At 66.9% G+C, this 23,374-nt stretch carries 22 protein-coding genes and 2 other RNA genes; 4 read left to right on the forward strand and 20 right to left on the reverse strand.

The window, feature by feature from the left end; all coding sequences use genetic code 11:
* Positions 1 to 8: 8 nt before the first annotated feature.
* The 11 genes from HZR14_RS03930 to HZR14_RS03980 all read right to left on the reverse strand — a co-directional run bounded on the left by HZR14_RS03930 (position 9) and on the right by HZR14_RS03980 (position 10,071).
* A complete protein-coding gene (locus HZR14_RS03930; RefSeq protein WP_181691568.1) occupies positions 9 to 2,657 on the reverse strand; it encodes a DUF2309 domain-containing protein in 2,649 nt (882 codons plus the stop codon).
* Positions 2,647 to 4,143, reverse strand: a complete 1,497-nt coding sequence (locus tag HZR14_RS03935; protein WP_181691569.1) for a proton-conducting transporter transmembrane domain-containing protein — start codon at positions 4,141 to 4,143, stop codon at positions 2,647 to 2,649. The genes HZR14_RS03930 and HZR14_RS03935 overlap by 11 nt, the downstream gene beginning before the upstream one ends.
* Positions 4,144 to 4,422: 279 nt before the next feature.
* A complete protein-coding gene (locus tag HZR14_RS03940) occupies positions 4,423 to 4,896 on the reverse strand; it encodes an Lrp/AsnC family transcriptional regulator (protein ID WP_181691570.1) in 474 nt (157 codons plus the stop codon).
* Positions 4,897 to 4,982: 86 nt separating this feature from the next.
* Entirely contained in the window at positions 4,983 to 5,705 is a 723-nt protein-coding gene (locus tag HZR14_RS03945) for an SDR family oxidoreductase (protein WP_181691571.1), read from the reverse strand.
* Between the two features lie 95 nt (positions 5,706 to 5,800).
* Positions 5,801 to 6,116, reverse strand: an RNA gene (gene ffs, locus HZR14_RS03950) — signal recognition particle sRNA.
* A 97-nt stretch (positions 6,117 to 6,213) separates the two neighbouring features.
* Complete coding sequence (locus HZR14_RS03955) at positions 6,214 to 7,116, reverse strand: mechanosensitive ion channel family protein (RefSeq protein ID WP_181691572.1); 903 nt, start codon at positions 7,114 to 7,116, stop codon at positions 6,214 to 6,216.
* The gene (locus tag HZR14_RS03960; protein WP_181691573.1) at positions 7,116 to 7,361 is read right to left on the reverse strand and encodes a YhbY family RNA-binding protein; all 246 of its coding nucleotides are present in this window, start codon (positions 7,359 to 7,361) and stop codon (positions 7,116 to 7,118) included. Before HZR14_RS03960 ends, HZR14_RS03955 begins: the two co-directional genes overlap by 1 nt.
* Before the next feature lie 288 nt (positions 7,362 to 7,649).
* On the reverse strand, positions 7,650 to 7,922 hold the full coding sequence (locus HZR14_RS03965; RefSeq protein ID WP_181691574.1) for a ribonuclease P protein component 4: 273 nt from the start codon (positions 7,920 to 7,922) through the stop codon (positions 7,650 to 7,652).
* A gap of 139 nt (positions 7,923 to 8,061) precedes the next feature.
* Complete coding sequence (locus HZR14_RS03970; RefSeq protein ID WP_181691575.1) at positions 8,062 to 8,400, reverse strand: DUF5811 family protein; 339 nt, start codon at positions 8,398 to 8,400, stop codon at positions 8,062 to 8,064.
* Between the two features lie 71 nt (positions 8,401 to 8,471).
* A complete protein-coding gene (locus tag HZR14_RS03975; protein WP_181691576.1) occupies positions 8,472 to 8,951 on the reverse strand; it encodes a pyruvoyl-dependent arginine decarboxylase in 480 nt (159 codons plus the stop codon).
* A gap of 61 nt (positions 8,952 to 9,012) precedes the next feature.
* Positions 9,013 to 10,071 (reverse strand): aldo/keto reductase, encoded by a 1,059-nt coding sequence (locus tag HZR14_RS03980; protein ID WP_181691577.1) that lies wholly within the window; start codon positions 10,069 to 10,071, stop codon positions 9,013 to 9,015.
* A 193-nt stretch (positions 10,072 to 10,264) separates the two neighbouring features.
* Between HZR14_RS03980 and HZR14_RS03985 the strand changes: the two genes are divergently transcribed.
* Positions 10,265 to 11,170: an acyltransferase gene (locus HZR14_RS03985; RefSeq protein WP_181691578.1), complete on the forward strand. Its 906-nt coding sequence runs from the start codon at positions 10,265 to 10,267 to the stop codon at positions 11,168 to 11,170.
* Positions 11,171 to 11,267: 97 nt separating this feature from the next.
* Here HZR14_RS03985 and HZR14_RS03990 read toward each other — a convergent pair whose 3' ends face one another.
* The 4 genes from HZR14_RS03990 to eif1A all read right to left on the reverse strand — a co-directional run bounded on the left by HZR14_RS03990 (position 11,268) and on the right by eif1A (position 14,711).
* The gene (locus tag HZR14_RS03990) at positions 11,268 to 12,716 is read right to left on the reverse strand and encodes an NCS2 family permease (RefSeq protein WP_181691579.1); all 1,449 of its coding nucleotides are present in this window, start codon (positions 12,714 to 12,716) and stop codon (positions 11,268 to 11,270) included.
* A gap of 182 nt (positions 12,717 to 12,898) precedes the next feature.
* Positions 12,899 to 13,615, reverse strand: a complete 717-nt coding sequence (locus HZR14_RS03995; RefSeq protein ID WP_181691580.1) for a phosphoribosyltransferase family protein — start codon at positions 13,613 to 13,615, stop codon at positions 12,899 to 12,901.
* 90 nt (positions 13,616 to 13,705) lie between these two features.
* Positions 13,706 to 14,239 carry an orotate phosphoribosyltransferase gene (pyrE, locus tag HZR14_RS04000; protein WP_181691581.1) on the reverse strand — a complete coding sequence of 178 codons (534 nt, stop codon included), beginning with the start codon at positions 14,237 to 14,239 and terminating at the stop codon, positions 13,706 to 13,708.
* Between the two features lie 178 nt (positions 14,240 to 14,417).
* A complete protein-coding gene (gene eif1A / locus HZR14_RS04005) occupies positions 14,418 to 14,711 on the reverse strand; it encodes a translation initiation factor eIF-1A (protein ID WP_181691582.1) in 294 nt (97 codons plus the stop codon).
* A 123-nt stretch (positions 14,712 to 14,834) separates the two neighbouring features.
* On the opposite strand from eif1A, the gene HZR14_RS04010 reads away from it, so the two are divergent.
* Positions 14,835 to 15,944 (forward strand): aminopeptidase, encoded by a 1,110-nt coding sequence (locus HZR14_RS04010; RefSeq protein ID WP_181691583.1) that lies wholly within the window; start codon positions 14,835 to 14,837, stop codon positions 15,942 to 15,944.
* Positions 15,945 to 15,989: 45 nt separating this feature from the next.
* Here HZR14_RS04010 and rnpB read toward each other — a convergent pair.
* Positions 15,990 to 16,430: RNase P RNA component (gene rnpB / locus HZR14_RS04015), an RNA gene on the reverse strand.
* Between the two features lie 133 nt (positions 16,431 to 16,563).
* Between rnpB and HZR14_RS04020 the strand changes: the two genes are divergently transcribed.
* The gene (locus tag HZR14_RS04020; protein ID WP_181691584.1) at positions 16,564 to 17,334 is read left to right on the forward strand and encodes an MBL fold metallo-hydrolase; all 771 of its coding nucleotides are present in this window, start codon (positions 16,564 to 16,566) and stop codon (positions 17,332 to 17,334) included.
* A gap of 105 nt (positions 17,335 to 17,439) precedes the next feature.
* Entirely contained in the window at positions 17,440 to 18,930 is a 1,491-nt protein-coding gene (gene gatB / locus HZR14_RS04025) for an Asp-tRNA(Asn)/Glu-tRNA(Gln) amidotransferase subunit GatB (RefSeq protein WP_181691585.1), read from the forward strand.
* Positions 18,931 to 19,080: 150 nt separating this feature from the next.
* Here the strand turns inward: gatB and hypF are convergent, their stop codons facing one another.
* Genes hypF through HZR14_RS04045 form a run of 4 tightly spaced genes read right to left on the reverse strand, consistent with a single transcriptional unit; the run spans position 19,081 to position 23,372 of the window.
* On the reverse strand, positions 19,081 to 21,387 hold the full coding sequence (gene hypF, locus HZR14_RS04030) for a carbamoyltransferase HypF (protein ID WP_181691586.1): 2,307 nt from the start codon (positions 21,385 to 21,387) through the stop codon (positions 19,081 to 19,083).
* Positions 21,388 to 21,389: 2 nt separating this feature from the next.
* Complete coding sequence (gene hypB, locus HZR14_RS04035; RefSeq protein ID WP_255479166.1) at positions 21,390 to 22,142, reverse strand: hydrogenase nickel incorporation protein HypB; 753 nt, start codon at positions 22,140 to 22,142, stop codon at positions 21,390 to 21,392.
* A 58-nt stretch (positions 22,143 to 22,200) separates the two neighbouring features.
* Positions 22,201 to 22,575 carry a hydrogenase maturation nickel metallochaperone HypA/HybF gene (locus HZR14_RS04040; RefSeq protein ID WP_181691588.1) on the reverse strand — a complete coding sequence of 125 codons (375 nt, stop codon included), beginning with the start codon at positions 22,573 to 22,575 and terminating at the stop codon, positions 22,201 to 22,203.
* Between the two features lie 2 nt (positions 22,576 to 22,577).
* Positions 22,578 to 23,372 (reverse strand): formyltransferase family protein, encoded by a 795-nt coding sequence (locus HZR14_RS04045; RefSeq protein WP_181691589.1) that lies wholly within the window; start codon positions 23,370 to 23,372, stop codon positions 22,578 to 22,580.
* Between the last annotated feature and the right edge of the window lie 2 nt (positions 23,373 to 23,374).

Raw genomic sequence — 23,374 nt, forward strand, 5'->3', positions numbered from 1 at the left:
CGGGCCGGTCAGTCGTCCGCGGCCGGGGGCGCTTGCGTCGGTTCGGGGGACGCGGTCGCTCCACCGTCGTCGCGCGTGGTGTTCCAACACAGATCGCCGTCGTAGTGGAATACGCCGTCGTTCCGTGTGGGATCGACGACGGTCAGCGAGAGCCAGCCGTTATCGAGCAGTTCGGCGATATCCGGGTGTGTAGAGAGGACGTCCGTCACGCGGTCTCTGGGGGTATGGACGACGGTCGAGAGGCGCAGCGGCTGGTGGTACGGCTGGCCGCCGGCGGCCATGACCGATTGGAGCGGGAGACCGGTCAGCAGGTCGCCGCCGTTGCCCTGATAGACGCCGACGTTCCCGACGGGGTTGTGGGTGACCTTCGAACCGGCCCCGTAGGCGGCGTTGTCGACGGTCGCAAAGTAATACTGGGCGTTGATCCACTGGGTGACGACCATCGGCCCCGTCAGGATGGCTTCGAGTGCCTCGCCCGTCTCGTCGGTCCGCCAGTCGTAGGAGTGGAGAAACGACCGGCCCGCGAGGTCGAGGTCGGCGGTGAGTTCGCGCGGGCCGACGACGAACCCGGCGTTGCCGGCCAGTCCCCACTCCGGGCGGGGCTCCGCCCAGTCGGCGGCGCGGCGCTCCGTCTCGCGGACGGCAGTCCGGTTCGAAACGGCGGCCGCCTCGGAGCCGGTATCGCCCTCCGACCGCATGGATTCGACGCGTTCCGCGGCCGCGTCGGCGCGGGCGGCCGCGAGGTCCGAACGGAGACGTTCGACGTCGTCCTCGTGGCTCGCCGGTACGTCCCCGGCGTACAGCGTCACCTCGTCGGTCGTCGTATTGTGTTCGCCGGCGAGAAAGACGGTATCGGCCGGGACGTCGAAGCCACGCTCACGGAGTTCATTTTTGACCGCCTCGTCGTTACAGATGTTCGCGAGGACGCGGGCGCTCGGCCCGCCGGGGTTGCCGGCACAGGCCCCACAATCGAGGCCCGAATCGAAGGGGTTGTTCGCCGTCCGGCTGGCGTGGCCGGCGAAGACGACGACGCGGGCGAACGTCTCCCAGCCCATCAAGCCGAAGGCGGTCTCGGCGTACTCGACTTTCTCCGCGAGCGTCAGCCCAAGCGGGAGGTCGCCGTCGTCGCTCGGATCGCGATCGACTGCCGGCACACGGACCTCGTGGGCATCCGGGAGACGCCCCTCGATGGCCTCGACGAGGTCGAACGCGCGAGCGGGTGAGAGCGTCCGGGCGGCCAGCGCGAGGCCGTACCCGCTGCCGGCGGCCTCGACGAAGCTGAACGCGGTCGCGGCGTTCGATTTGAGCGATTTCAGGAGCGTCGCTCCCGTCTCGAGGGCGTCGGACCAGCGGTCGTACCGGCCGTGGCGACCGCGAGGGCCGTGTGCGTACCCGCCGTCGGCGCGGCCTTTCCGCTCGTCCGCACACCCACGACCACTCGGTCCGTCCGAATGCGTACGCGGACGCTCCGTGATGCGATGTCGGGCATCGAGGATCGGCGGACAGGCGTCGACGGCCGCGTCGGCATCGTACCCCTCATACCGCATCGGGACGCCGAAGAACCCGGCGTAGCCGTGGGTTTCGTACTCGCCCGCGGCCTCGATGTGGCGGCGGATGATCTCCGAGCGTGTGTCGATACAGAACACGAACTGCGCGTCCGGCCGGGCGTCGCCACGCTCGGAGAGCGACGCGGACTCGTCGGCGACGGCGTCGGCCAGTCGCTCGCGATAGGTCGCCTCCCAGGCGGTCAGCCAGCCCTCCTCGAGTGGTGGCCCGCCCTCGGCGTCTACGGCGTCGGCTCCGCCCGGTCTGTCGGCACTCCCACCGCGTGTATCGGCCGTCGCCCGAGACGGATCTACGGCCGCATCGAACAGGTCGACGAGCGTCAACCGCACCGCCAGGTACTCGACGAGCGTGATGGGATACGCCGACTGCCAGGCGGATCCCTCGGCGGCACGTCGCTTGATCAGCCCGGTCCATCCCGGCAGGGCCGTCAGGTGGTCTTCGAGGATGGACACCCAGCGGTCCTTCGGACGTCCGGAGAGGACCTGCTCGATCGCCCGGACGGGGGTTTCGGGGAGGGCCGCGATGGCCTCGCGGTTCGGGATCGCGCCGTCGTGGCGCGCCGCCGCGCGGAACGCGGCATAGAATCCCGCCTCGCGGTTCGGCATCGGCCACTCGGCTTGGCCCTGGTCGAGAAAGGCCGATAGCCACTTCGTCAACAGCGCATCGACCCGTTCGTCCGCTGTCCCGTTGCCCCCCGACGACCCGTCGTCCGCTGTCCCGTTGCCCCCCGACGACCCGTCGTCCGCTGTCCCGTTGCCCCCCGACGACCCGTCGTCTGCGGCCATGTGTGTCAAGAGCGTCTCGTGATCGTCATCGCCGTCCCGGCCGTGGTCGTCGCCTCGCTCGTCGAGTTCGGCCGCCAGGATGTCGGGATCGATCCGCCCCTCCTCGTAGGCCCGACGGAACGTCTCGGCGCTCGGATAGCCCGCGCCGCCGAAGCGGCCTTCGGCGCGGCGGACCGCCTCGTAGAACGGCCGGTCTTCGAACCCTGCGAGTGGGTTCGCCGTCACGAAGGAGTGAAGCGGCCAGACGGGAGCGACCGCGGTCGCTGCCTGTTCGATGCTGTCGTGGATTGTGGTCTCAGTACTCATTGTACTCCTCTCTGGACGTCAAGACGGTTCCGGGCGGCGACCGAGTGGCGTTCAAAAACGCCACGTACAGGCGCTCGCTGCGCCTGTAAACGCCGGTTTCGATCGCGACGTAGGCGACGAGGAACGCGGCCGCGACCACGCCGTGGACGGGCGTCAGTTCGGCCGGCGACGTGCCGAGCGGGACGTCCACCAAGAGCCCGTCGATGGTCACGTAGACGGCTGCATAGACCGCGATCGCGGGCAGAAAGACGAGCGGAACGAGGCCGTACCTGATGGCTGGCGAGAGGGCGGTCGACCCCACGGCGGTCCAGGCGGCGTGGAGCGTCGTCAGGGCGACGAGCCCCGTCAACAGGAGTCCGCCGTCGAGGCTCGTCCCCTTCCCCGTCAGAACGGCGAACAGTGCGCCGCCCGCGAGTGCGCTCGAGCCGATCACGGCGGCACCGACGACGCCGGGGGAGCCGGCCCTCACGTTCTTTTCGAGCGTCGCCGGGCTGGTGTGCTCGACGCGCCCCCCCGCCGAGAGGAACAGGTACGCCTTATAACACCCGTGGATGAGGAGGTGTGCGATGGCGGCGGCGAAGAACCCGAGTCCGACCTGCATGATCATGAACCCCATCTGGCCGGTCGTCGAACAGCCGAGCCGGCGCTTGACGTCCGATTGGACCGACTTCAACAGCTTGCCGAGCAGGGCGCTGCCCGCGCCGACGAGTACGACCACGAGCATGAATCCGGGGTCGGCCCCGACCACGGGAGCGAACCGCGTCAAAAGGACGCCGCCCGCGTTGACGAACCCGGCGTGCATCAGCGCCGACGCCGGCGTCGGAGCCGTCATCGACGAGAGGAGCCACGTGTGAAACGGGATCAGGGCGGATTGTACCATCGCCGCCGCCAACAGCGTACCGGCCGCGAACAGCACGCCCGTCGAGGGGACGGTCCCGAGTGCCGACGTGATCCCGGAGACGGTCGTCTCGCCGGTGTGCCACCACAGCGTCGCGAGCGAGACGGTGAGAAACGCACTCCCCGCCAGAAAGTACCGGCGTGCGACGCTGGCGGCGGCCCGCGCCTGGGGCCACCCACGGACGAGCCCAATAAGATCGGCCATCACGAGCCCCATCGCCAGCCACGCGGCCGCAAACAACACGACGCTGTCGGCCGCGACCAACAGCGCGACGACGGCGGTGAACGCGAACACGCGCGAAAAGAACCGGGTTCGATGTCGGCTCCCGGCCATATAGCGTCGCGAGTAGCTGTGGACGACCCCGCTAAAGAACGTCACGGCCACCCACATCACGACGGTCAGCCCGTCGATTCTGAACAGGCCGGCGACCTCCCACGTTCCACCGTTCCGGATCCGGAACGCGAGCACACCGAGGCTCACGAGCCACAGCGCCCACACGAGCCGGGTCAACGCCCTCGGCACAGCGGACGATGGCGTCCGCGCGTTCTCGATCCGTCCAACCGTCGTGGGCCGTTCCTGTCCTGTCATCGTTTGATCGGTCGTCTGTACCACCCTCTACGAACAGAATGAGTATTAAACTCTTCTATATTACCAGATTGGTCTAAAATAGTGCATTATAGAACAGTACGGTTTTTATCGCGCGTGGCCGTCACGGTTTCCAGTACCCACGGCTGGCGGACGTGTCCGGACCGTCAAAACGGCCGCCGGGCACACGCTCGAGGACAGCCGTCGGCGTCGAAAGAGCACCTCTCCGCCCCGAGGCCGACCGGACTGACGCTCACCGAGAACGCATCACATCGATCCGCATCACTCCTCCGTCTCGGTAGCGAACCCGCCGAACGGCGTCGTCTCGTGGCCCCGGACGAGGACCTCGTCGGCGACGGCCAGTCCCATATCAAGCAGCTCCTGTGCGACCGGGGTGATGTCGTCGTCGGATTCCCCGACGGCAGTCACGAGGAGGTTCTGTTCGCCCGTCACGAGTTCTTGGACCGAGACGACGCCGTCGATGTCCAGGATCTCCGGGACGAGCCCACCCCGTTCCGGGATCGAGGCGGTACAGAACAACAGCATCCGGAGCGGGTATCCCGATTGCTGGTAGTCGACCTCGGCGCTGTATCCCTTTATTACGTCCGCGGATTCGAGCCGCTGGATGCGCTTGCGGACGGTGCTGTCGGACGTATCGGTCCGTTCGGCGATGTCACCCGACGACGTCTTCCGGGCATCCTCCTGTAGCGCGTGTAGGATCGCCCTGTCGACGTCGTCGATGTCCGTCTCGGCCATGCCGGTATCTCACACGTCGCCGACAAAGGTGCTTCCCCTCCGGGGGTCGCCCCGGGGAGCGGTGGCCCTCGCGGGCCGCGGTCCGTTCAAAAGTCCGTGAGTTTGTCCTGTCGGAACAGATCCAGTTCGCTCACCATCGACGGCGACCGGGTGGCCGCGAAGACGATCGCCTCGGCGATCTCCTCGGGTTCGGTGACCGACCCCGGTTCGAACCGCTCGTTGAAACTCTCGCCGTCCTCGGCCCCGAACTCGGTGCGGACCTCCGAGGGATTTATCACGGTTACCGCGACGTCCTCACCGGCCTGCGCGGAGAGGCTCTTTGCGAAGCCGCGAGTCCACCACTTCGTCGCCGCATAGACGGGGTTGAACGATCGGGGGTACTGTCCGGCGAAACTGCCGAGGAAGATCGCCGTCCCACCCGACTCGCGGAGGTGCGGCAGGGCGGCGCGGCTGGTGAAGAACATTCCGTCGGCGTTCGTCTCCATCATCTGGCGGTACTTGTCGGTCGAGAGGTCCTCGACCGCGCTCCCGCGACCGACCCCGGCGTTGTTCACGAGGACGTCGATCCCGCCGAAGCGCTCGACCGTCTCCTCGATCAGCGCCGTCGCGGCGTCCTCCTCACGGACGTCGGTTTCGACGGCGAGCGCGTCGGTGTCGAGTCGGTCAGCCAGGGCGGCGATTCGCCCCTCGCTGCGCGCCCCCAATGCGAGGTTGGCCCCCGCCGCCGCCAGCGCCTCGGCGGTCGCCGCCCCGATCCCGCTGCTCGCTCCCGTGACGATCACCGTCTCGTCTTCGAGCGTCTCGGACATATCCGTAGACACGGCGGTCACGGTGATAAACGGTTCCGATGCGCTCGGGCGGCCGGAGAGACCGGGCGCTGGCGGACGGGAGACGAGTAGCCGATGAATGGTGGACCCGGGGGGTGCCCGGGCCGCTCGATACGGGGAGTCCCGCGTGCCTCCTCCACCCCGCGACCCCGCGGGCGACAGCTGTCCACGGGCCCGCTGCTCACTTCCGTGCCTGGCGGATTCCCCGTGGTTAACCGCGCCCGAACGTCCCTGCAGACGTCGGCACGCGGACCGCTGCCCTCGCAGGACGAGGCTTCGACGTTAGCTTGCGGGGCCCGTACCGGTTGGCCCGGACGTACCCCGGCTTCGGTCCCCGCTAAAGACCATAGCGCGGGTTGTGAGCGGGGCCTAACCGCCCGACCTAGTCCATTCGGGAATACACGGCTGATACATAAGGGTCTTTCGTCTCTATCCCCCACAGTCGGGCGATCGGGGGGCGAGGTCTGAACGCCGAAAGATACCGAACGCGTTACTCGTCGGCGACGGGGCCGTCCGCGACCTCGAGGCCGCCGGTGAGCGTCCGGTGCGGGTAGGGGATGTCGATCCCCTCCTCGCCGAAGCGGGCCTTGACGCGTTCGACGTACTCCCCGCGGGTCTTTACGAAGTCGGCCCGCGAGGGATTCTCGATCCAGATCCGCGACTGGAGGCCGACGGAGGAGTCACCGAGCTCCGTCAGCCGGACCGACGGATCGGGGTCGTCCATGATTTCCTCGTGGGCGCGGGCCTCCTCGAGGATGATCTCCGTCGCGGCCTCGACGTCGTCGTCGTAGCCGATGCCGAAGACGAACTTGATTCTGAGCGTGTCGGCGTCGACGGGGTTCTTGACGACGCTGTCGGTGAGCTGGGAGTTCGGAACCGTCAGAAGCTCGTTGTCGAAGGTCCGGAGCCGGGTGATCCGGAGGCTGATATCCTCGACGACGCCGGAGTTGCCGTCCCACTCGATCCAGTCGCCGATCTTGAACGGCTTCTCCGTGAAGATAAACACGCCGGCGACGAAGTTCTTCAGGACGTCCTGCATCGCGAAGCCGATCGCGAGCGTCGCGGCGGCGGCGACCGTCGCGAGCGATCTGAGAAAATCGTCGTAGCCCGCGACTCCGAACGCGATCGTGATACCGACGAACAGGTACAGGATCCAGACCATCTTCCGGATCGGCGCCTTCGCGTGCCGATCGAGGTCCCGGGCGTTCAGTATCCGCTCGACGATCGGGAGGACGCCCTGTTTGCCGACGGTGTAGAGGATCACGAACGCGGCCGCGAACATCGCCACGCCGATGGCCGTTTCGCCCAGCGGCCCCGCTACTTCGGGTGGGAGACCGACCGATTCGAGCGTCTCACCGAGCCACACACCGATGCCGTTCTGTAGCGGCGTCATTATTTGTAGACGGCCGTGTGTCCGCGGGTGTCCACGAGGTCCGCACCGGTCCGCTCGGCGAGGGCCTCGGCCAACGCGTCCGTCGAGGTGTCGCCACGCGCCGCCCGGAGGAATTTCACCTTCACGAGGCCTCGGTCGGCCAGTTGATCCGACAGTTCGTCGACGACCGGGTCGAGACCGGACTTACCGACCCAGACAGTTACTTCGAGGTCGTGTATCCGGGACATTGTGTCTTCGTTCGGCATACCCCTCATTCAGCCGCAGATTATAAAAAGCTGACACACGAGCGGCCCCCGACTCCGGGCGGGGGACTCATACTGGTGGACGAAATCAAATGAAACCGACTCACGAGTGATCCGCCGTTCGCTCCGTCGAACGGCGTGATCCTCGTGCGTCGTGTGTACATTCTTTTGTTCGTCAGTATAATACTGTCGGACGTCCGTTCGTGAACGTCCGGCTCGGTCCATGTCCAAACCGCCGGTCGAACGTGCGTGTCGAGTACCCCGCGATTCGAGTCGGTACGTCCGACAGTATCAGTACGGATACCGCGCCTGCTCCCCACAATCGCAGGTCACGACGACGTGTCCCGACCTGGTTCGGACGCGGGCCGTCCGTCCCGGGACGAGATATCGATCACAACGGTCACAGGTGAACCGCTTGAACCGTTTCGGCAACGGGAGCCGGTTTCGTTCCGCGATTCGGCGTGCCCGACGGACGTACCGGCGGGCAAGATCCGGCTCGCCGGAGCGGGCCGCTCGCCGCGCTAGTTCTTCCAACCGGACGATGCGCTCCTCGGCGACGGTCACGCTACGTGGATTTCCGGGCAGCGCACAAAGGCGTTCTGTAACGGGGCGGGACGTCCCGCCTCGTACTGCTGGCTGTCCCCATCGCACGCGAGCCGCGACCCCGGGGACGCCATTCGGTCGCAACGGACAGCCAGCAGTATCAGCTCGCGGAGCTGTGAGTGTCGCGGGCGGCGTGTTTGGCCTCGAGGACGGCCCCGGCGGCGAGATCACGGGCCAGCGTCTCGACGTCGGCGTCCCCGTCGGCCTCGGCGTCGAGCCCCGTGGACACGACCGACCCGGCCGGCGGCTGGACCGCGACCGTCGCCTGGAGCGCGCCGTCGTCGTCGGAGATTTCGCCGCCGACGACGAACTCGTCCGAGAGCAGTTCCCGGGTCGACGCCGCCACGCGTATCAGGTCCTGACGGAGGAGGCGTCGGTGCTCGGGCGTCACCTCGGCGTCGGGGGTCGGCGAGCCGGCGTATGGCGTGTTTCCGTGCATTGAACGGGTCCGGATACAGCGTACGCGAATAAAAAGCCGTCGGCCACTGTGAGAGGCGACATCGAGCCGGGCTACAACAGCGGGGTGCTCTCCCCGTAGACCGCGAGAACGACGGCCGCCGTGTACCGGTCCGGGTCCGGGTTGGCGATGACCACCTCCCGGCCAGTCTCACCGAAGGCCCACTCGCGGAGCTCCCGGCCGGCGGCGAGTCCGCGTTCGACCCGCTCGGACACCCCCTCGGGATCGGTCCCGGAGGACTCATAAAAGATCCCCGGTCCCTCGGGCACCCTGTCCCATCCGATGCTCGCAACGGCCCGGTCGGGGCGGTCGGGACCGACGGTCGCCCGCCCCTCGACGACGGTCAGTCGCTCGCCGGCGGGACCGAGATCCGGCGCGTCGCCGACGACCTCGATGGTCGCGTTCGCCGGCACGACCGACGAGACTGACACGAGGTTGTAGTTGTGGACGTTCCCGTCCGCGAGCGCGGCGTCGTACGCGGCCATCGCGGTCGGGCCGCTCCCGGTTCCACGGACGATTCGGATGGTACCCATCGCTCGGAGATGGGTGATCGACGAATAAAAACGCCGGGATACCGCCGGGGCGAGAGCCGGGTTAGCTCCCGGCCGACTCCTTGTCGAGCCCCGCCGAGTCGATGTCCTCGCCGCCGACCGACGAGCGCAGCGCGTCCATCCCGTCGTCGCCGTCGATGCCGAAGTCGCCGGCGTACAGCTCCTGGACGCGTTCGTACTCCGCATCCGAGAGCGCGGCCACGTCGCTCGCGGCGGCCCACTCGTCGATGTCCTCGCGGGTCCGAAACGTCGGCGTGACCGTCCCAACGGCGTCGTGATACAGAAGCCACTGGAGGGCCGCCTGGGACATCGTCCGTTCGCCGTCCGCCTCCAGAAACCGGAGTGTCTCGAGTTTTTCCCAGCCCGTCTCGTACCACTCGTCGGGGCGGTACGCGCGGTGGTCGCCCTCGCCGAGTTCCGTCTCCGGGCGCACCTGCTCGTTCAACAGCCCCGAGGAGTGCGGAACGCGGGGAATGAGACTCGTCGTGGAGCCGGTCCGTTCGATCGTTTCGAGGAAGTGGCCGCCGACCTCCTGTTCGAAGGCGTTCCAGACGAGTTGGACGGCATCGAACTCCTCTTCGATCGCCATATCGCCCTCGGCGAGCCAGCCGATCGAGGGGCCGAGCGCCCAGCCGACGGCGTCGATACGACCCTCCTCTTTCAGTTCGTCGAGAAACGCCAAGACGTCATTGTCGACTTCCTCGACGTTCGCGTTGTGTAACTGGAGGACGTCGATCCGGTCGAGGCCGAGCCGGTCGAGCGACCGCTCGAAGGCCTCCTCGAGATACGCCCGGTTCATCTCCTTCGGCAACTCGCCGTGGCCCGCCTGGGGGTTGTTATAGAAGTCGTACCCGATCTTCGTCGCGACGGTGACCTCGTCGCGGACGCCCTCCAGGGCCCGGCCGATGAGCTTCTCGGACGCGCCGTGGCCGTATACGTCGCCCGTATCGAAGTAGGTGATCCCCTGATCGATCGCATACCGGACCATGTCGACGGCCTCCTCGTCGCTTCTGTCGACCCACCAGTCGCTGCCGACGACCCACGCGCCGAAGCCGATCTCCGAAACCTCGACGCCAGAGGTCCCGAGCGTTCGGTAGTTCATTATGTATCCTCGTTTGTGTTTTGATCCACTTATCCCTCGCGGTCCGTTCTGCGACACCGGCGTGGACGGAGCCGGACCGCGGCCAGTATTACCGTTTGCACGGGGATCCAGAAACGTATATACGACCCCGCATCGGTCGTGTGCGCCGCTCACAACAGCAACCCCTAACAACCACGCCGCCCTGAACGCTGGTATGACGAAGCGTCACGTCTCGTTGCCGGCCGACGCCGAGGACGGCCTCGGTGCCTTCATCGAGGAGGTCGACAGCCGGCTTTCGGGCGAGGAGGACACCTGTGCGGTCGTCGAGGACGTTCTCGTCGACCTCCACGGCGACCGTCGCGCGTACGAACGATGGCAGGCCGGGGCGGACGTCTCCGCCGCCGAGCGGGTCCGACTCCAGGGATACGATCCCTGTAACGCGACGCTCGAAAGCGAGTACTACGCCGAGAAGGACGAGGAAGCCTTCGAGCGCTCGAAACACCTCCAGTGGCTCTGGCGGCAGTTCGACGCCACGCCGATGGCCGACAACGTCGAGTTCGCGCTGCGGTTTCGCCGGATGCTCGCCGATCACCTCTTTGCGGAGTGTGGCGACGGCTGTCGGTTCTTCAAAGGAATCACCTTCACCTACGGCCACAACATCTCCGTCGGCGACAACGTCGTCGTCCACGACGAGGTCCACCTCGACGACCGCGGGACGCTGTCGATCGGCGACCGCGTCTCCGTATCGGACGGCGTCCACGTCTACAGCCACGACCACGACATCGTCGATCAGACCGAAGTCGACAACTATCGCACGATCGTCGAGGACGACGTCCGTATCACCTTCGATGCGATGATCAGAGCCGGCTGTCGGGTCGGCGAGAACTCGATCGTCGGCGCTCGCAGCGTCGTCCAATCGGACGTGCCCGCCCACCACGTCGTCGTGGGCCAGCCCGCCACGAGCGTCCGGATCAAACCCGGCTGGGAGGACGCCGCCGAACCGCTGGACGGTGATCACCCGGACGGGCGGGCCGGCCGGCGACTCGAGTACGACCTCCCCGAGGACCTCGAACAGTTCGACGAGTTCCAACGGGACCTGCGTCCACCAGCGGGCCGATAGGGCGTTCTGCAACCGCTCGGTCAGGCCCAGTCGCTGTACCGTCGGGAGCCGAGGAGGATCCCCCAAACGCCCTCTCGTCCACCGCGTTGCCACTCAATCAGAACGCGACGAACGCCCCGTCGGCGAGGAAAAACAGGACGTAATAGATCACGAGCGCGAGCGCCAAGAGCCACTGTCCGGGGGTGACGTCGCGACCCTCCCCGACGGCGAGTTTGACGATCGGGTAGCTGAGGATTCCGGCTGCCAGGCCGTCGGCGATCGACGCCGTCAGCGGCATCACGGTGATGGTAAGCCCCGCCGAGATCGCCCAGACCGGGTCATCCCAGTCGATCTCGGAGACTCCCTGCAGCATGATGATTCCGACGACGACCAACGCGATGTAGGTCGCATACAGCGGAAGCAGACTGACGAGCGGGACCACCGCGAGCGCCGCGATGAAAAAGAGCCCGACGACCAACGCCGTAAAGCCCGTCCGGCCGCCCTCCTCGATCCCCGTCGACGACTCGACGTACGTCGTCACCGTCGAGGTACCGATCATCGAACCGACGGTCGTCCCGACTGCATCGGCCATGAGCGGCTTGTCCATCTCGGGGAGGTTCCCCTCGTCGTCGAGAAAGCCGGCGATCCCCGAGACGCCGATGAGCGTCCCGGCGGTATCGAAGAAGTCGACGACGAAGAAGGTGAAGACGACGAGGGCGAAGACGAGCGGGTCCTCGGTGATCCCGCCGAGTCCCTGGAGAAACCCCTCGACGAGCGGCATGAAATTGTACTGGACGTCGAGCAGATAGGTCGTAAGCCCGACCTCACGGATGACTTCGATCGTGTTCGGCGGCGCGAACGCCTCCTCCTGGCCGGGGACGAAGAGCGCGACGAGCCAGCCGGCGAGCGCCGTCGTGAGGATGCCGACGATGATCGAGCCTTTGAACCCGCGCGCGTAGAGAAACAGCGTCAGCGCGAGACCGACAACGGCGACGATGGCCGTCGGTTCGAGGAAGAAATTTCCCAACTGGACGAGTGTCCCGCCGGGGTACTCGACGACGACGTTCATCTCCTGGAGTCCGAGAAACAGGAGGAAGATACCGATGCCGGCCCCGACGGCGAATTTGACCGGTTGGGGGAACAACTCGATGACGTACCGGCGTGCGCCGACGGCGGTCAACGCGATGAACAGAACGCCCTCGACGAACACCGCGGCCAAAGCGACCTGCCAGGGGACGCCAAGTCCGAGCACGACGGTAAACGCGAAGAACGCGTTCAGCCCCATCCCCGGAGCCAGCGCGAACGGCCGCTTGGCGTAGAAAGCCATCACGGCGATCCCCGCGACCGAGGCCAGGATCGTCACCACCGCGAGCATCTGGATGACCTCGCTTTGGTTCATCCCCGTGGGGGGATCGGTCATGATCGCCTCCGAGAGGATCACCGGATTGACGACGATGATGTACGCCATCGCGAGAAACGTCGTCGCGCCGGCGACCGTCTCCGTGCGGAAATCCGTCCCGTGCGCCTCGAAATCGAAGTAGTCCGCGAGTGAGTCAGTTACGCCCATCGTTCACGTTCGAGCATGCCGTCGGATCAGGCGATAAACGTTTTCGTCACGCTCCGCGAAAAGCAATACACGAGCGTGGATATCCATTGCGACTGGACGGTAATACACGAGCGTGGATATCCATTGCGACTGGACGGTGGACGTCCATCCGCGTCCGGGCACACGAGCGCGGACGTCGCCGCTCATTGATCGCGCTTGAGAAGCGCGTCGACGGGTGCGTCGGTGTGTGAGCGAGCCCGGTCGACCCCTTCGGTACCCACCGCGATGAGCGCGAATACGCCGGCCACCTCCGCGCCGGCTTCGCCGGCGATCTCCAAGAGGAGCTCTTGGGTCTCTCCCGATCGGATGAGATCGTCGACGACGAGCACGGAGTCGTTCGCCGAGATCGCGTTCGCCGGGAGGTAATAATCGATCTCGATCCCCGAGGAGAGCCGCTGTCGGGCCTCGATGAACTCCTCGACTGCGGTCTCGCGTGATTGTTTCGCGTACGCACATCGTGCCCCGAAGTGGCGCGCCATCGCCGCCGCCAGCGTGATCCCGTCGGTCGCCGCCGTCAACACCGTGTCCGGCGGGTCGATCGCCAGCAACTCGGCGGCGACGGGCGGGACGAGCGACAACAGCGCCTGATCGAAGACGAGCCGCGAGTTGTCTACGTACCCCTCCTCGTCGACGTCGATGCGGGCATCGAGCGCCCCGGCCAACAGATCAGCGCCGACGTCGGAGACGACCTGCCGGGCGCGGCGCTCGCCGGGGAGAACGTGGCCGTTCACGTACCGGTTTAGATCCCCCGCGGGCAGCCCCGTCTCCGCCGCAAGCTCCTCGTAGGTGCGCGTCTCCTTCAGCGTCCGCAACACGTCGACGGCTCGCAACTGGAGGGCCGCCTTCTCCGAACGGTTCATACGTTCACCAGGGATACCGCACGCGTTTGAATACTTCGGTGTCGAATTCCGCGATGATAGACAGCAAAGTGGATATCTTCCACTGCGACACTACCGGTCGTGGCCGGCCAGGAGGTCGGAGGCCGTCAGGAGCGATTCCAACTCGATACCGTGCTCGGCGAGGGTCGCCTCGGCACCCTCCTCCCGGTCGACGACGACGAGGACGCGCTCGACGACCGCCCCGGCCGCTCGGAGGGCATCGACGGCGTCGATGGCGCTTTGGCCCGTCGTCGCGATATCCTCTAAGACGACCACGGACTCGCCGTCTTCGAGTTCCCCCTCGATCCGGTTGCCCGTGCCGTACTCCTTGGCTTGTTTTCTGACGATGACGTAGGGGTCGCCGGTCTCGACAGCCGTCGCCGCGGCGAGCGGCACCGCACCCAGTGCGACGCCCGCGAGACGCCCCTCCTCACCGTCGATCCGATCGGCGAACGCCGACGCGATGAGCCCGAGACAGCGGGGATCGGTCTCGAAGACGTACTTGTCGACGTAGTACTCCGATGTGCCGCCGTGTGAGAGCTCGAATTCGCCGAACTTGACGGCCTCGGCGTCTCGGAGCGCGTCGATGAGTTCTCGGTTGACCATACGTTCCCCTCGCCCGTGGGTGGCAAAAACCGCGCGGAATCGAACCGGACGGACGGACAGCGTCGAACCGGACGGACGGACAGCGTCGAACCGGACGGACGGACAGCGTCGAACCGGACGGACGGACAGCGTCGAACCGGACGGACGGACAGCGTCGAACCGGACGGACCGCGAAGAACTAGACGGAATCGGTGATGTGCCCTTCCTCGCGCAACTGGTCGGCCTCCTGTTTCTCGTAGCGCCAGGTGATGTCGGCTTTCTCGTCCTGCCAATCCCACGGTTCGACCAGTACGACGTCGTCCTCGCGGATCCAGATGCGCTTTTGCATCCGGCCCGGGATCCGGGCCGTCCGTTCGGTGCCGTCCATACACCGGACCTTCACCCGGTTCGCCCCGAGCATGTTCGTAACGACGGCGAAGACCTCGTCGTCGTCAGGCATTCTGAGGTTCTTTCGTCCCTCGTTGTCGCTCATACACGCCGATTGGATAGGGAGCCCTTTAATCCTTTATCGATTTGAGAGGTCAGTCTCGCCGCTCTACCATCCGATCACGCCCGCTGGGCGGGTTTATAAATCGCTCCGGTCCGAACCGCCGGTATGGACGAACGAGTACGCGAACACGCCGAGGTGTTGGTCGATTGGAGCGCGCGGATCGAGCCGGGTGACGACGTCGTCGTCGACGTCGCCGAAGGGGCGCACGACCTCGCGGTCGCGGTCGCAGAGCGCCTCGGCGAGGTCGGCGCGAACGCTACGGTCACCTACGGCTCCGAAGAGGTGAGGCGGGCGTACCTACGGGCCAACGAAGGCGAGTTCGACGCCGGAGCGACAGACCTCGCACTGTTCGAGAGCGCCGACGCCTACCTCCGGCTCGGCGGGGGCCGAAACACCGCCGCGATGGCCGACGTCGACGCCGAAACCAGACAGGCCTACCGGAGCGCCCGTACCGAGGTCAGAGAAGCCCGGATGGACACCGACTGGGTTTCGACGGTCCACCCGACCAGAAGCCTCGCACAGCGGGCCGGGATGTCCTATGCGGCCTACCGGGAGTTCGTGTACGAGGCGGTATTGCGCGACTGGGAGAGGCTGGCCGAAACGATGTCGGAGGTGCAGACGCTCCTCGACGACGGCGAGACCGTCCGGATTCTCAAAGGGCGCGACGATCAGCCCCGGACCGACGTTCGGATGTCGATCGCCGGCCGGACGGCGATCAACTCCGCGGCGTCGGTCGCCTACGACTCACACAACCTCCCGTCCGGGGAGGTCTTTACGGCCCCCTACGACACGGACGGGCAGGTCTTTTTCGACGTCCCGATGACGGTCGACGGCCGCCGGGTCGAGGGTGTCCGGCTCGTCTTCGAGGGCGGCGAGGTCGTCGAATTCGACGCCGAACGGGGCGAAGACGCCCTCGAGGCGGTGCTCGAAACCGACCCGGGGGCGAGCCGGCTCGGCGAGTTGGGGGTCGGGATGAACCGGCGTATCGACCGATTCACGGACAACATCCTCTTCGACGAGAAGATGGGGGATACGGTCCACCTCGCGCTCGGACGCGCCTACGACGCGACGCTGCCGGACAACGAGTCGGGAAACGAGTCCGCGGTCCACGTCGATCTGATAACCGATCTCTCCGAGGCGTCGCGGATCGAAATCGACGGCGACGTGATCCAGCGGAACGGGACGTTTCGGTTCGAGGAGGGCTTCGAGCCGTAGCGGACGACGTCGGCAAACCGGCAGCACCGCTCGGCGAGCGAAAACGGCTGAGGAGAGTAAGCCCCCTTCTGTTCGGCCCGGCATTCGGCTAAGCGTCCGCCGCGTCTCCGGGCTACCAATCGCGGCGGACTTGCACCGGTGAGGATTCGCCGTTCCATCCGTTCCCGCTCGTCGGCTCGCGGCTAACGCCGCTCGCAAGTGGCGTTCACGATCGCCCGAAGGCAACCGCGACCGCCCGACCCTCGGCGGGTTAACTCCCTTCCCTCACGGGTCGGTTCGCCCGTTCGCGGGGGTCCCGCGAACGCCGCCGGCCGTTTCGATGGCCGAGCGCGCCTCATCGGTCGGAGCGGGTGGTCTCGTTTCTGTTCCAGCGCCGGCGGTCTCCCGCCCCGGGCTTGCGCCCGGTCACCTGCCCGGAGGGTGGGGGGACTTTCCTCATGGGCGCGACGGCGTCGCCCCGCCCACGGGAACCGGGCTTCCTCTGCCGGCTATCGGTACGCCGGTCGGCGGTTTAAGCCGTTCGGTGAGGACGGGTCGCCGGTCGGCCGCCTCGCCGACTACGTACGTCTCCGAAGCCCCCCGCCCCACGTTTAAGCCCCCGGAGCACCGATCCACGGGTATGCGGATCGAACGCGTCCCGATCGCGGTGTCCACTCGGGGGGCGACCGGCCGAACGGCGGCCTACGTCGTGGGGCGATCGGACGCCCTCCTCGTCGATCCGGCCGCTCCCGACGGTCGCCTCGAGGCCGAACTCGGCCGTATCGCCCACCTCGCCGTCACACACCACCATCCGGATCACGTCGGCGGCGTCCAGGCGTACGCTGAGGCCGCCGACGCGACAGTGTGGTGTCGGTACGGCCGGGAGGCGGCGTTCACCGACGCGACCGGCGTCACCCCCGACCGGACGTTTCGGGAGGGAACCGAGATCCTCGTCGACGGCGGAACGGTTTCGGTCCATGAGACGCCGGGGCACGCCCCCGAACACGTCGCCTTCGCCGCCGGCGGCACGCTCCTCGTCGGTGACCTCGCTGTCGCGGACGGCAGCGTCGTGGTCGGGGCCCCGGAGGGCGACATGCGCTCGTATCTCACCTCGCTCCGTCGGGTCCGGGCGATGGCTCCCGAGCGGCTCTCGCCCGGCCACGGCCCGGTCGTCGAGGACCCGCCTTCGGTCTGTGAACGGCTGCTCCGACATCGGCTCGGCCGTGAAGCGCGCGTGCTGGCGGCCGTCGAGACGGGCAACAGGGACGTCGCGGAGATCCTCGATGTGGCCTACGGGAAGGACCTCACCGGCGTCCGGGATCTGGCCGGGATGACCGTTCGAGCACACCTCGATAAACTCCACTACGAGGGCCGGATCGAGTGGGACGGCTCGCGTGCGGACCCCGCCTGATGCCCGCCGGCCTCCGACGACTGCCCGCCGGCCTCCGACGACGAGGGGTCGTCTCGACCCCGCCGAAGGGGTAGGCCTAAGCCGCCGCGCGAAAAGGGCGTAATAATGACTGCCCAGACCGCCGAGCAACGGGACCTCACGGCCGTCATCGGGCTCGAGGTCCACGTCCAACTCGAAACGGAGACGAAGATCTTCTGTGGCTGTTCGACGCAACCCGACGACGATGAGGAGCCGAACACCCGGACCTGCCCCGTCTGCCTCGGGCTGCCGGGCGCGCTGCCGGTGCTCAACGAGGGTGCCGTCGAGGCGGCCGTCAAGGTCGGCAAAGCGCTCGGATCGGAGATCCCCGAGGAGACCCGCTTTCACCGGAAGAACTACTACTACCCCGACCTGCCGAAGAACTTCCAGATCACCCAGTACGACGCGCCGATCTGCGACAGCGGCGAGATCGAGTTCGGCGTCGACGGCGACCGCCGGACGGTCGAGATCGAGCGCGCCCACCTGGAGGAGGACCCCGGCAGCCTCTCGCACGCCGGCGGATCGATCGACACCGCGGAGTACACGCTTATCGACTACAACCGCGCCGGGACGCCGCTCATGGAGATCGTCACCGCGCCGGACTTCCGAAGCGCCGCCGAGGCGCGGGCGTTCCTCGCGAAGCTGACCGAAGTGCTCGAGTATCTCGGCGTCTTCGACGTCACACGAAACGGCAGTCTCCGGGTCGACGCGAACCTCTCGATCGTCGATGCCGCCGAGGTCGACGAGGGCGGCGGGATCGACGAGGAGACGCTCGAATCCGCCAACCGAACCGAGGTCAAGAACATCTCCAGCCACAAGGGTGCCGAGAAGGCGCTCGCCTACGAGGAGACGCGACAGAAGAACGCGATCCAACGCGGTCGGGAGGTCGAACAGGAGACGCGACACTGGGACGAGTCCCGAGGGATCACGGTCTCGATGCGCTCGAAGGAGGAAGAAAAGGACTACCGGTACTTTCGGGAGGCCGATCTCCCGCCGCTTCGGGTCTCGGGGTGGAAAGAGGAGATCGAGATCCCGGAGCTCCCGGACGCCCGCCGGGAGCGCTTCCGCGAGGAGTACGGTCTCGATGCGGAGTCGGCCTCGAAGCTCACCTCGACGAAGCAGGTCGCCGACTTCTACGAGCGGATCGCCGAGAAGTTCGATTCGGGCCTCGCCGCGACGTGGGTCGCCGACAACCTCCTCGGCGAACTCCACTACCGTGACATGGCGATCACCGACGTCACGGACCGTCTCGGGGAGTTCACCCGACTCGTCGAGTTGGTCGATACCGGGGAGATCACCGTCAAAAACGCCGAGGAGGTCGTCCTCCGGCGGATGCTCGACGACAGACTCGATCCGGAGACGGTCGTCGAGTCCGAGGGGCTCGGCAAGACCGACGACGACGCCGTCGCCGCGGCCGTCAGCGACGCGATCGAGGAGAATCCCGACGCGGTCGAGGACTACCACGCGGGCGAGGACGGCGCGTTGAACTTCCTGGTCGGCCAGGTGATGGCGGAGACCGGCGGCTCCGCGGATCCGGGGACGGTCAACGAACTGCTTCGGGAGCGACTCGAGGGATGATGAGCCTCCGGGGGCGAGCGACCCGGGGATGGATGCAGGTGACAACGTGGCTCGGAATATCGCGTGGCGTCCTGTCCAGAACCGGCTCAGGTTGGACGGGCTACCAGTCAATTACGCCAAAGCCGGGAGCGGTGAACGCGAATGGTCGGTTCACCGGTCGGCTGGCTGGTGGCGAGCGGCCGCCACGACCGCTTGACCATACGCGATACCGCCGTCGCCCGGCGGGACACGATCCGGTCCGATGAAGGCGAGACCGCTGTCAGTTACCGTTTCACGGAGCCTGGTGAAGATCGCGTCGTTGTACGCGACGCCGCCTGTAAATCCCACAGTGGCGATGTCGCGCTCGCTCGCGGCATCGATGGCGAGTTCGGCCAGTCCGCGTGCGAGTGCATCCTGCGCGGTGGCGGCCACGTCAGCCGTCGGCGATTCCCCGACCGTGTTCGCCAGCTTCGAGACGAGGGCCTGGGTATCAAGAACACGCCGATCCCCTTCGGTCGTGAACGGAAGCTCGATCTTACGGGCCGTGCCCTCGCTCGCGGCCGCTTCGAGGCGGAGCGCCGGCTCACCCTGGTACCCCCGCCGGTCAGCGACACCCAAAAGTACGCTGACCGCGTCGAGAAAGCGCCCGGCACTGGTCGTCGTCGGTGCATTGATTCCTTGTTCGGCCTGCTGGACGACGACTCTGGCGTCATCCGGCGTCTCGACAGCCCCTGTCTCGACCAGACGTTCCTCGATAACACCTGAATCGTCGAGCAGATCCGCCAGGATGCGCGCCGGATACGTGACTGCTGTATCCCCACCTGGCAGCGAGAACGGGGCGAGTCCGCCGACGCGCTTTGCCTCCACGTACCGCGTATCCAGTACCTCACCACCCCAGATAGTCCCGTCCGGCCCGTACCCCGTACCGTCGGCGGTTACCACGACCGCCCGTTCCACGTCGTGTTCCGCACAGAGCGCCGCCGCGTGGGCATGGTGATGGCCAACCCTCTCGGGACCGTCGCGTCCCCCATCGGCATGACGACCGGCCTCTGCTGTCGTCGTGAATTCGGGGTGCCGGTCACAGGCGACGACGTCGGGGGCCGTCCCCGAGAGGCCGGTAATCCGGCCGACAGTTTCGCGGTGGAAAGAAACCCCGCGGGGACCGTCGACGTTGCCGACGTGCTGTGAGAGGACGACTCGCTGACTGTCGGCGACAGCAACCGTCACGTCTCGGCCCGGGCCGAGGGCCAGTACCGTCGGCGTCCCGTTCCCGCCGGCAGGATTCGGAAGCGCCCGCGGTGTCCACCCACGGGAGCGGCGCAGAAACCGGCTGTCGCCGTCCACAACCCTGACGACGCTGTCGTCACACCGGGCGAGGATCTCCCGGCCGTGTAAGAGCGCCCCGTCGACGACGTCTGCTAGACCGTTCCACAGCGCGGCCCCGGTCGTTGCCATCGGCTCGCCCGGTCGGTTCGCACTCGTCATCACCAGTGGGCCGTCGACGCGGCCGAAAAGCAGGTGATGAAGCCCCGAATACGGCAGCATCACACCGACCGTGTGCAGCCCCGGTGCGACCGATTCGAGCCACTTCCCGTCGGCGGTCGTTTCGAGGACTGTGATAGGGCGGCGAACGTCGGTCAGCTCCTCACGCTCGGTCGCCCCGACACTCGCAAAGGACTCGACCGCGGAGAGCGACGGGGCCATGAGTGCGAAGGGTTTCGAGTTGCGGCCGGTTCGCTCACGCAGTTCGTTGACGGCTGCCGTGTCGGTCGCATCACAGACCAGATGGATTCCGCCGGCCCCCTTGACTCCGAGAATTCGCCCGTTCGATATGGCCTGGCTGGCCGTCTCGAGCGCGTCGTGGCCGGAATCGACTACGTGTTCGTCTCTCTCGTATCGCAACTCCGGGCCACACTCAGAACAGGCGACGGCCTGCGCGTGATAGCGTCGGTCGGATGGGTCCCCATATCGGTCTCGGCAGCCCTCACATAGGGGAAACCCGGCCATCGAGGTCCGGCTCCGATCGTATGGTACGTCGCGAACGACCGTATACCGGGGGCCGCAGTCGACACAACTGGTCGCCCAGTAGTCGTGATACCGGGACTCCGGGTCCCGGACGTCCGCAAGACACTGCTCACAGATGCCCGTGTCCGGTGGCACCGGAACTTCCTTACCGTCGGCGCTCGCTTCGCCGGATCGCGAATCGCGAATCTCGAACTCGTCGACCCCCTCCGTTCCGGTCCACGTCACGTCGACGTCCCTGACGACAGACAGCGGTGGACTCTCCGAACGAAGGGCCGTGAGGACAGCCTCCACCGTCTCGTCGTCCCCCTCGAACTCGGCGTCCACGTAGCCACCGGCGTTTCGAACGTAGCCGCCAACGCCCGCTTCGTGTGCCGTCCGGTAGACGAACGGGCGGAACCCGACGCCCTGTACCACGCCGTCTATCCGGACGGACGCTCGGCGGCGCTCCCCCATTGTCAATCGGTGTGTGCGTGCCCGCGGCCCGACGCGGCGAGGTACTCCGTGAGTCTGTCGGTTCCGCTTCCGTCACGGGCGTTGGTTTCGAACACCTCCATGTCGGGAGCGACCTCCGTTATGTCGGTACGCATCCGGTCCGTATCGGCCCCAACGGCATCTGCGATGTCGGTTTTGTTTACGACGGCGGCATCACACGACTGGAAGAGCAGTGGATGTTTCCGGACCACGTCGTCCCCCTCGGTGGTGCTCACGACCAGGACGCGTGCCTCCGCACCCAGCGGGAAGTCCGCGGGACAGACCATGTTGCCGACGTTCTCGATATAAAGCCGGTCGAGCGTCTCCAGGTCGAGTTCGTCGACCGCATCGGCCACCAGCGACGCGTCGAGGTGACACTCCTTGCCGGTGTTGACGTTGACGACGTCGACGCCGCAGGCCTCGAGCCGGCGAGCGTCGTCGTCTCCGGCGACGTCGCCAACGATTGCACCGACCCGTTCGTCGGCCGGCCGGCGTTCGACCAGCCGTTCGAGGAGTGTCGTCTTCCCGCTGCCGGTACTGCCGAGAAACTCGATACAGGAGACGCCGTGGTCGTGAACGACCCGTTCGTGCACCTCGCTCGCCCGCTCACGGTAGCGGGCGAGGACGTCGGTCCCGCCAGTATCGTTGTGGTCGTGATCCCCGCTGCCCCCATCAGTATCGCCGCGGTCGTGACCGAACCGATGCATCGAGAGGGGGCCGAACAGGTCAGTCAACATCCGATTCGCCGTTCGTTCGAACCGATATGAATGATAATACATGATTCGTGTCTGTCGGTTACGCCTCGACGGCTTCGGGCACCGAGATGCGAACGAGTCGACACTCCGTCCCGGCGGTGAGTTCGATGCGCTCGCCACACTCCGGACAGCGAAGGTCCGGAGCCGCGATCGGCAGTTCCGGGAGCGTATCGGGCTCGCCTGACCACCCGCAGGTGCAGGTTCCCTCCGGTGGAACCGGGTCGACGACGACGTCGGCATCCGCTGCGGGCGTACCGGCCACGACGTTCTCGAGACAGAAGACGAGCTGGTCGGGGTTGAGGTGGGTCGCCTCGCCGACCGCCAGTTCGAGCCGGTCGATACGGTCCGCACCGTGGTCCGACGCTGTGTCGACGGCCTGATCGACCAGCGACTGTGCTATCGAGAGTTCGTGCACGGTCAGGACACCCCGAGACGTGCCGGCCGCTTTCGCGGCTGCTCGCCACGTCGGAGGGGACCGGGCTCCCCGTCGATGTACACGCAGTCGTCCCCGAGCTGCACGCGACCGTCCGCTATCAGTTCGACTGCCGTCTCCAGCGTCGGGCCGCCACCGGCCCGCAGCATCCACTCGCGGTGGGCATAGACGTAGGCATCGAGAACGTTCTCGTCGCCGCTCTCGCGCGCACTCGCAACAAGGTCTCCATGGATGGGAAACGGCCGAGAACAGACCAGTGGCGGCCCCCGGTCTACCGCCGGTGTCACGAGGTGTGTCGTCTCCCGCGTGACGGACTGCCCGTCGAGGATGGCGTCTCGCGTCGCATGAAGTCCCGGGTACTTCGGCTCGCCGTTTTCTCGAACCGTCAGGTCGGCGTGGTGGGCGCTGATGATCCGGGGTGCGTACTGCTCGAGTACCGGGTCGGTCAGGACGAACCGATATCCCGAACAGACCACCACGTCCGGGTCGAAACGATCCAGTGCGGCCGAGACCCGTTCGTCGTACGCCGGCCGGACTTCACGCTCGGAGAGGGGCAGATCCCGTGCCGCATAGAACGCCTCGATGTCCTCGACTGCGACCGGAACGCCGTCGCCCCGAAGCGTATCGACGGCGTCACAGTCCGGATGGCTCGCGACGGCGCCGACGAGTTCGTACCGGCCGTTCGGGTCGCCCGACAGGAGCGACCGAAGACGGACGTCGCTCTCCGAGACGAGGACTGCGACCGAGAGCGGTGACGGGGCGTCTACGAGGGGCTTCACGC

The sequence above is a fragment of the Natronomonas salinimetallica genome (assembly GCF_013839515.1).
GTDB lineage: Archaea > Halobacteriota > Halobacteria > Halobacteriales > Haloarculaceae > Natronomonas.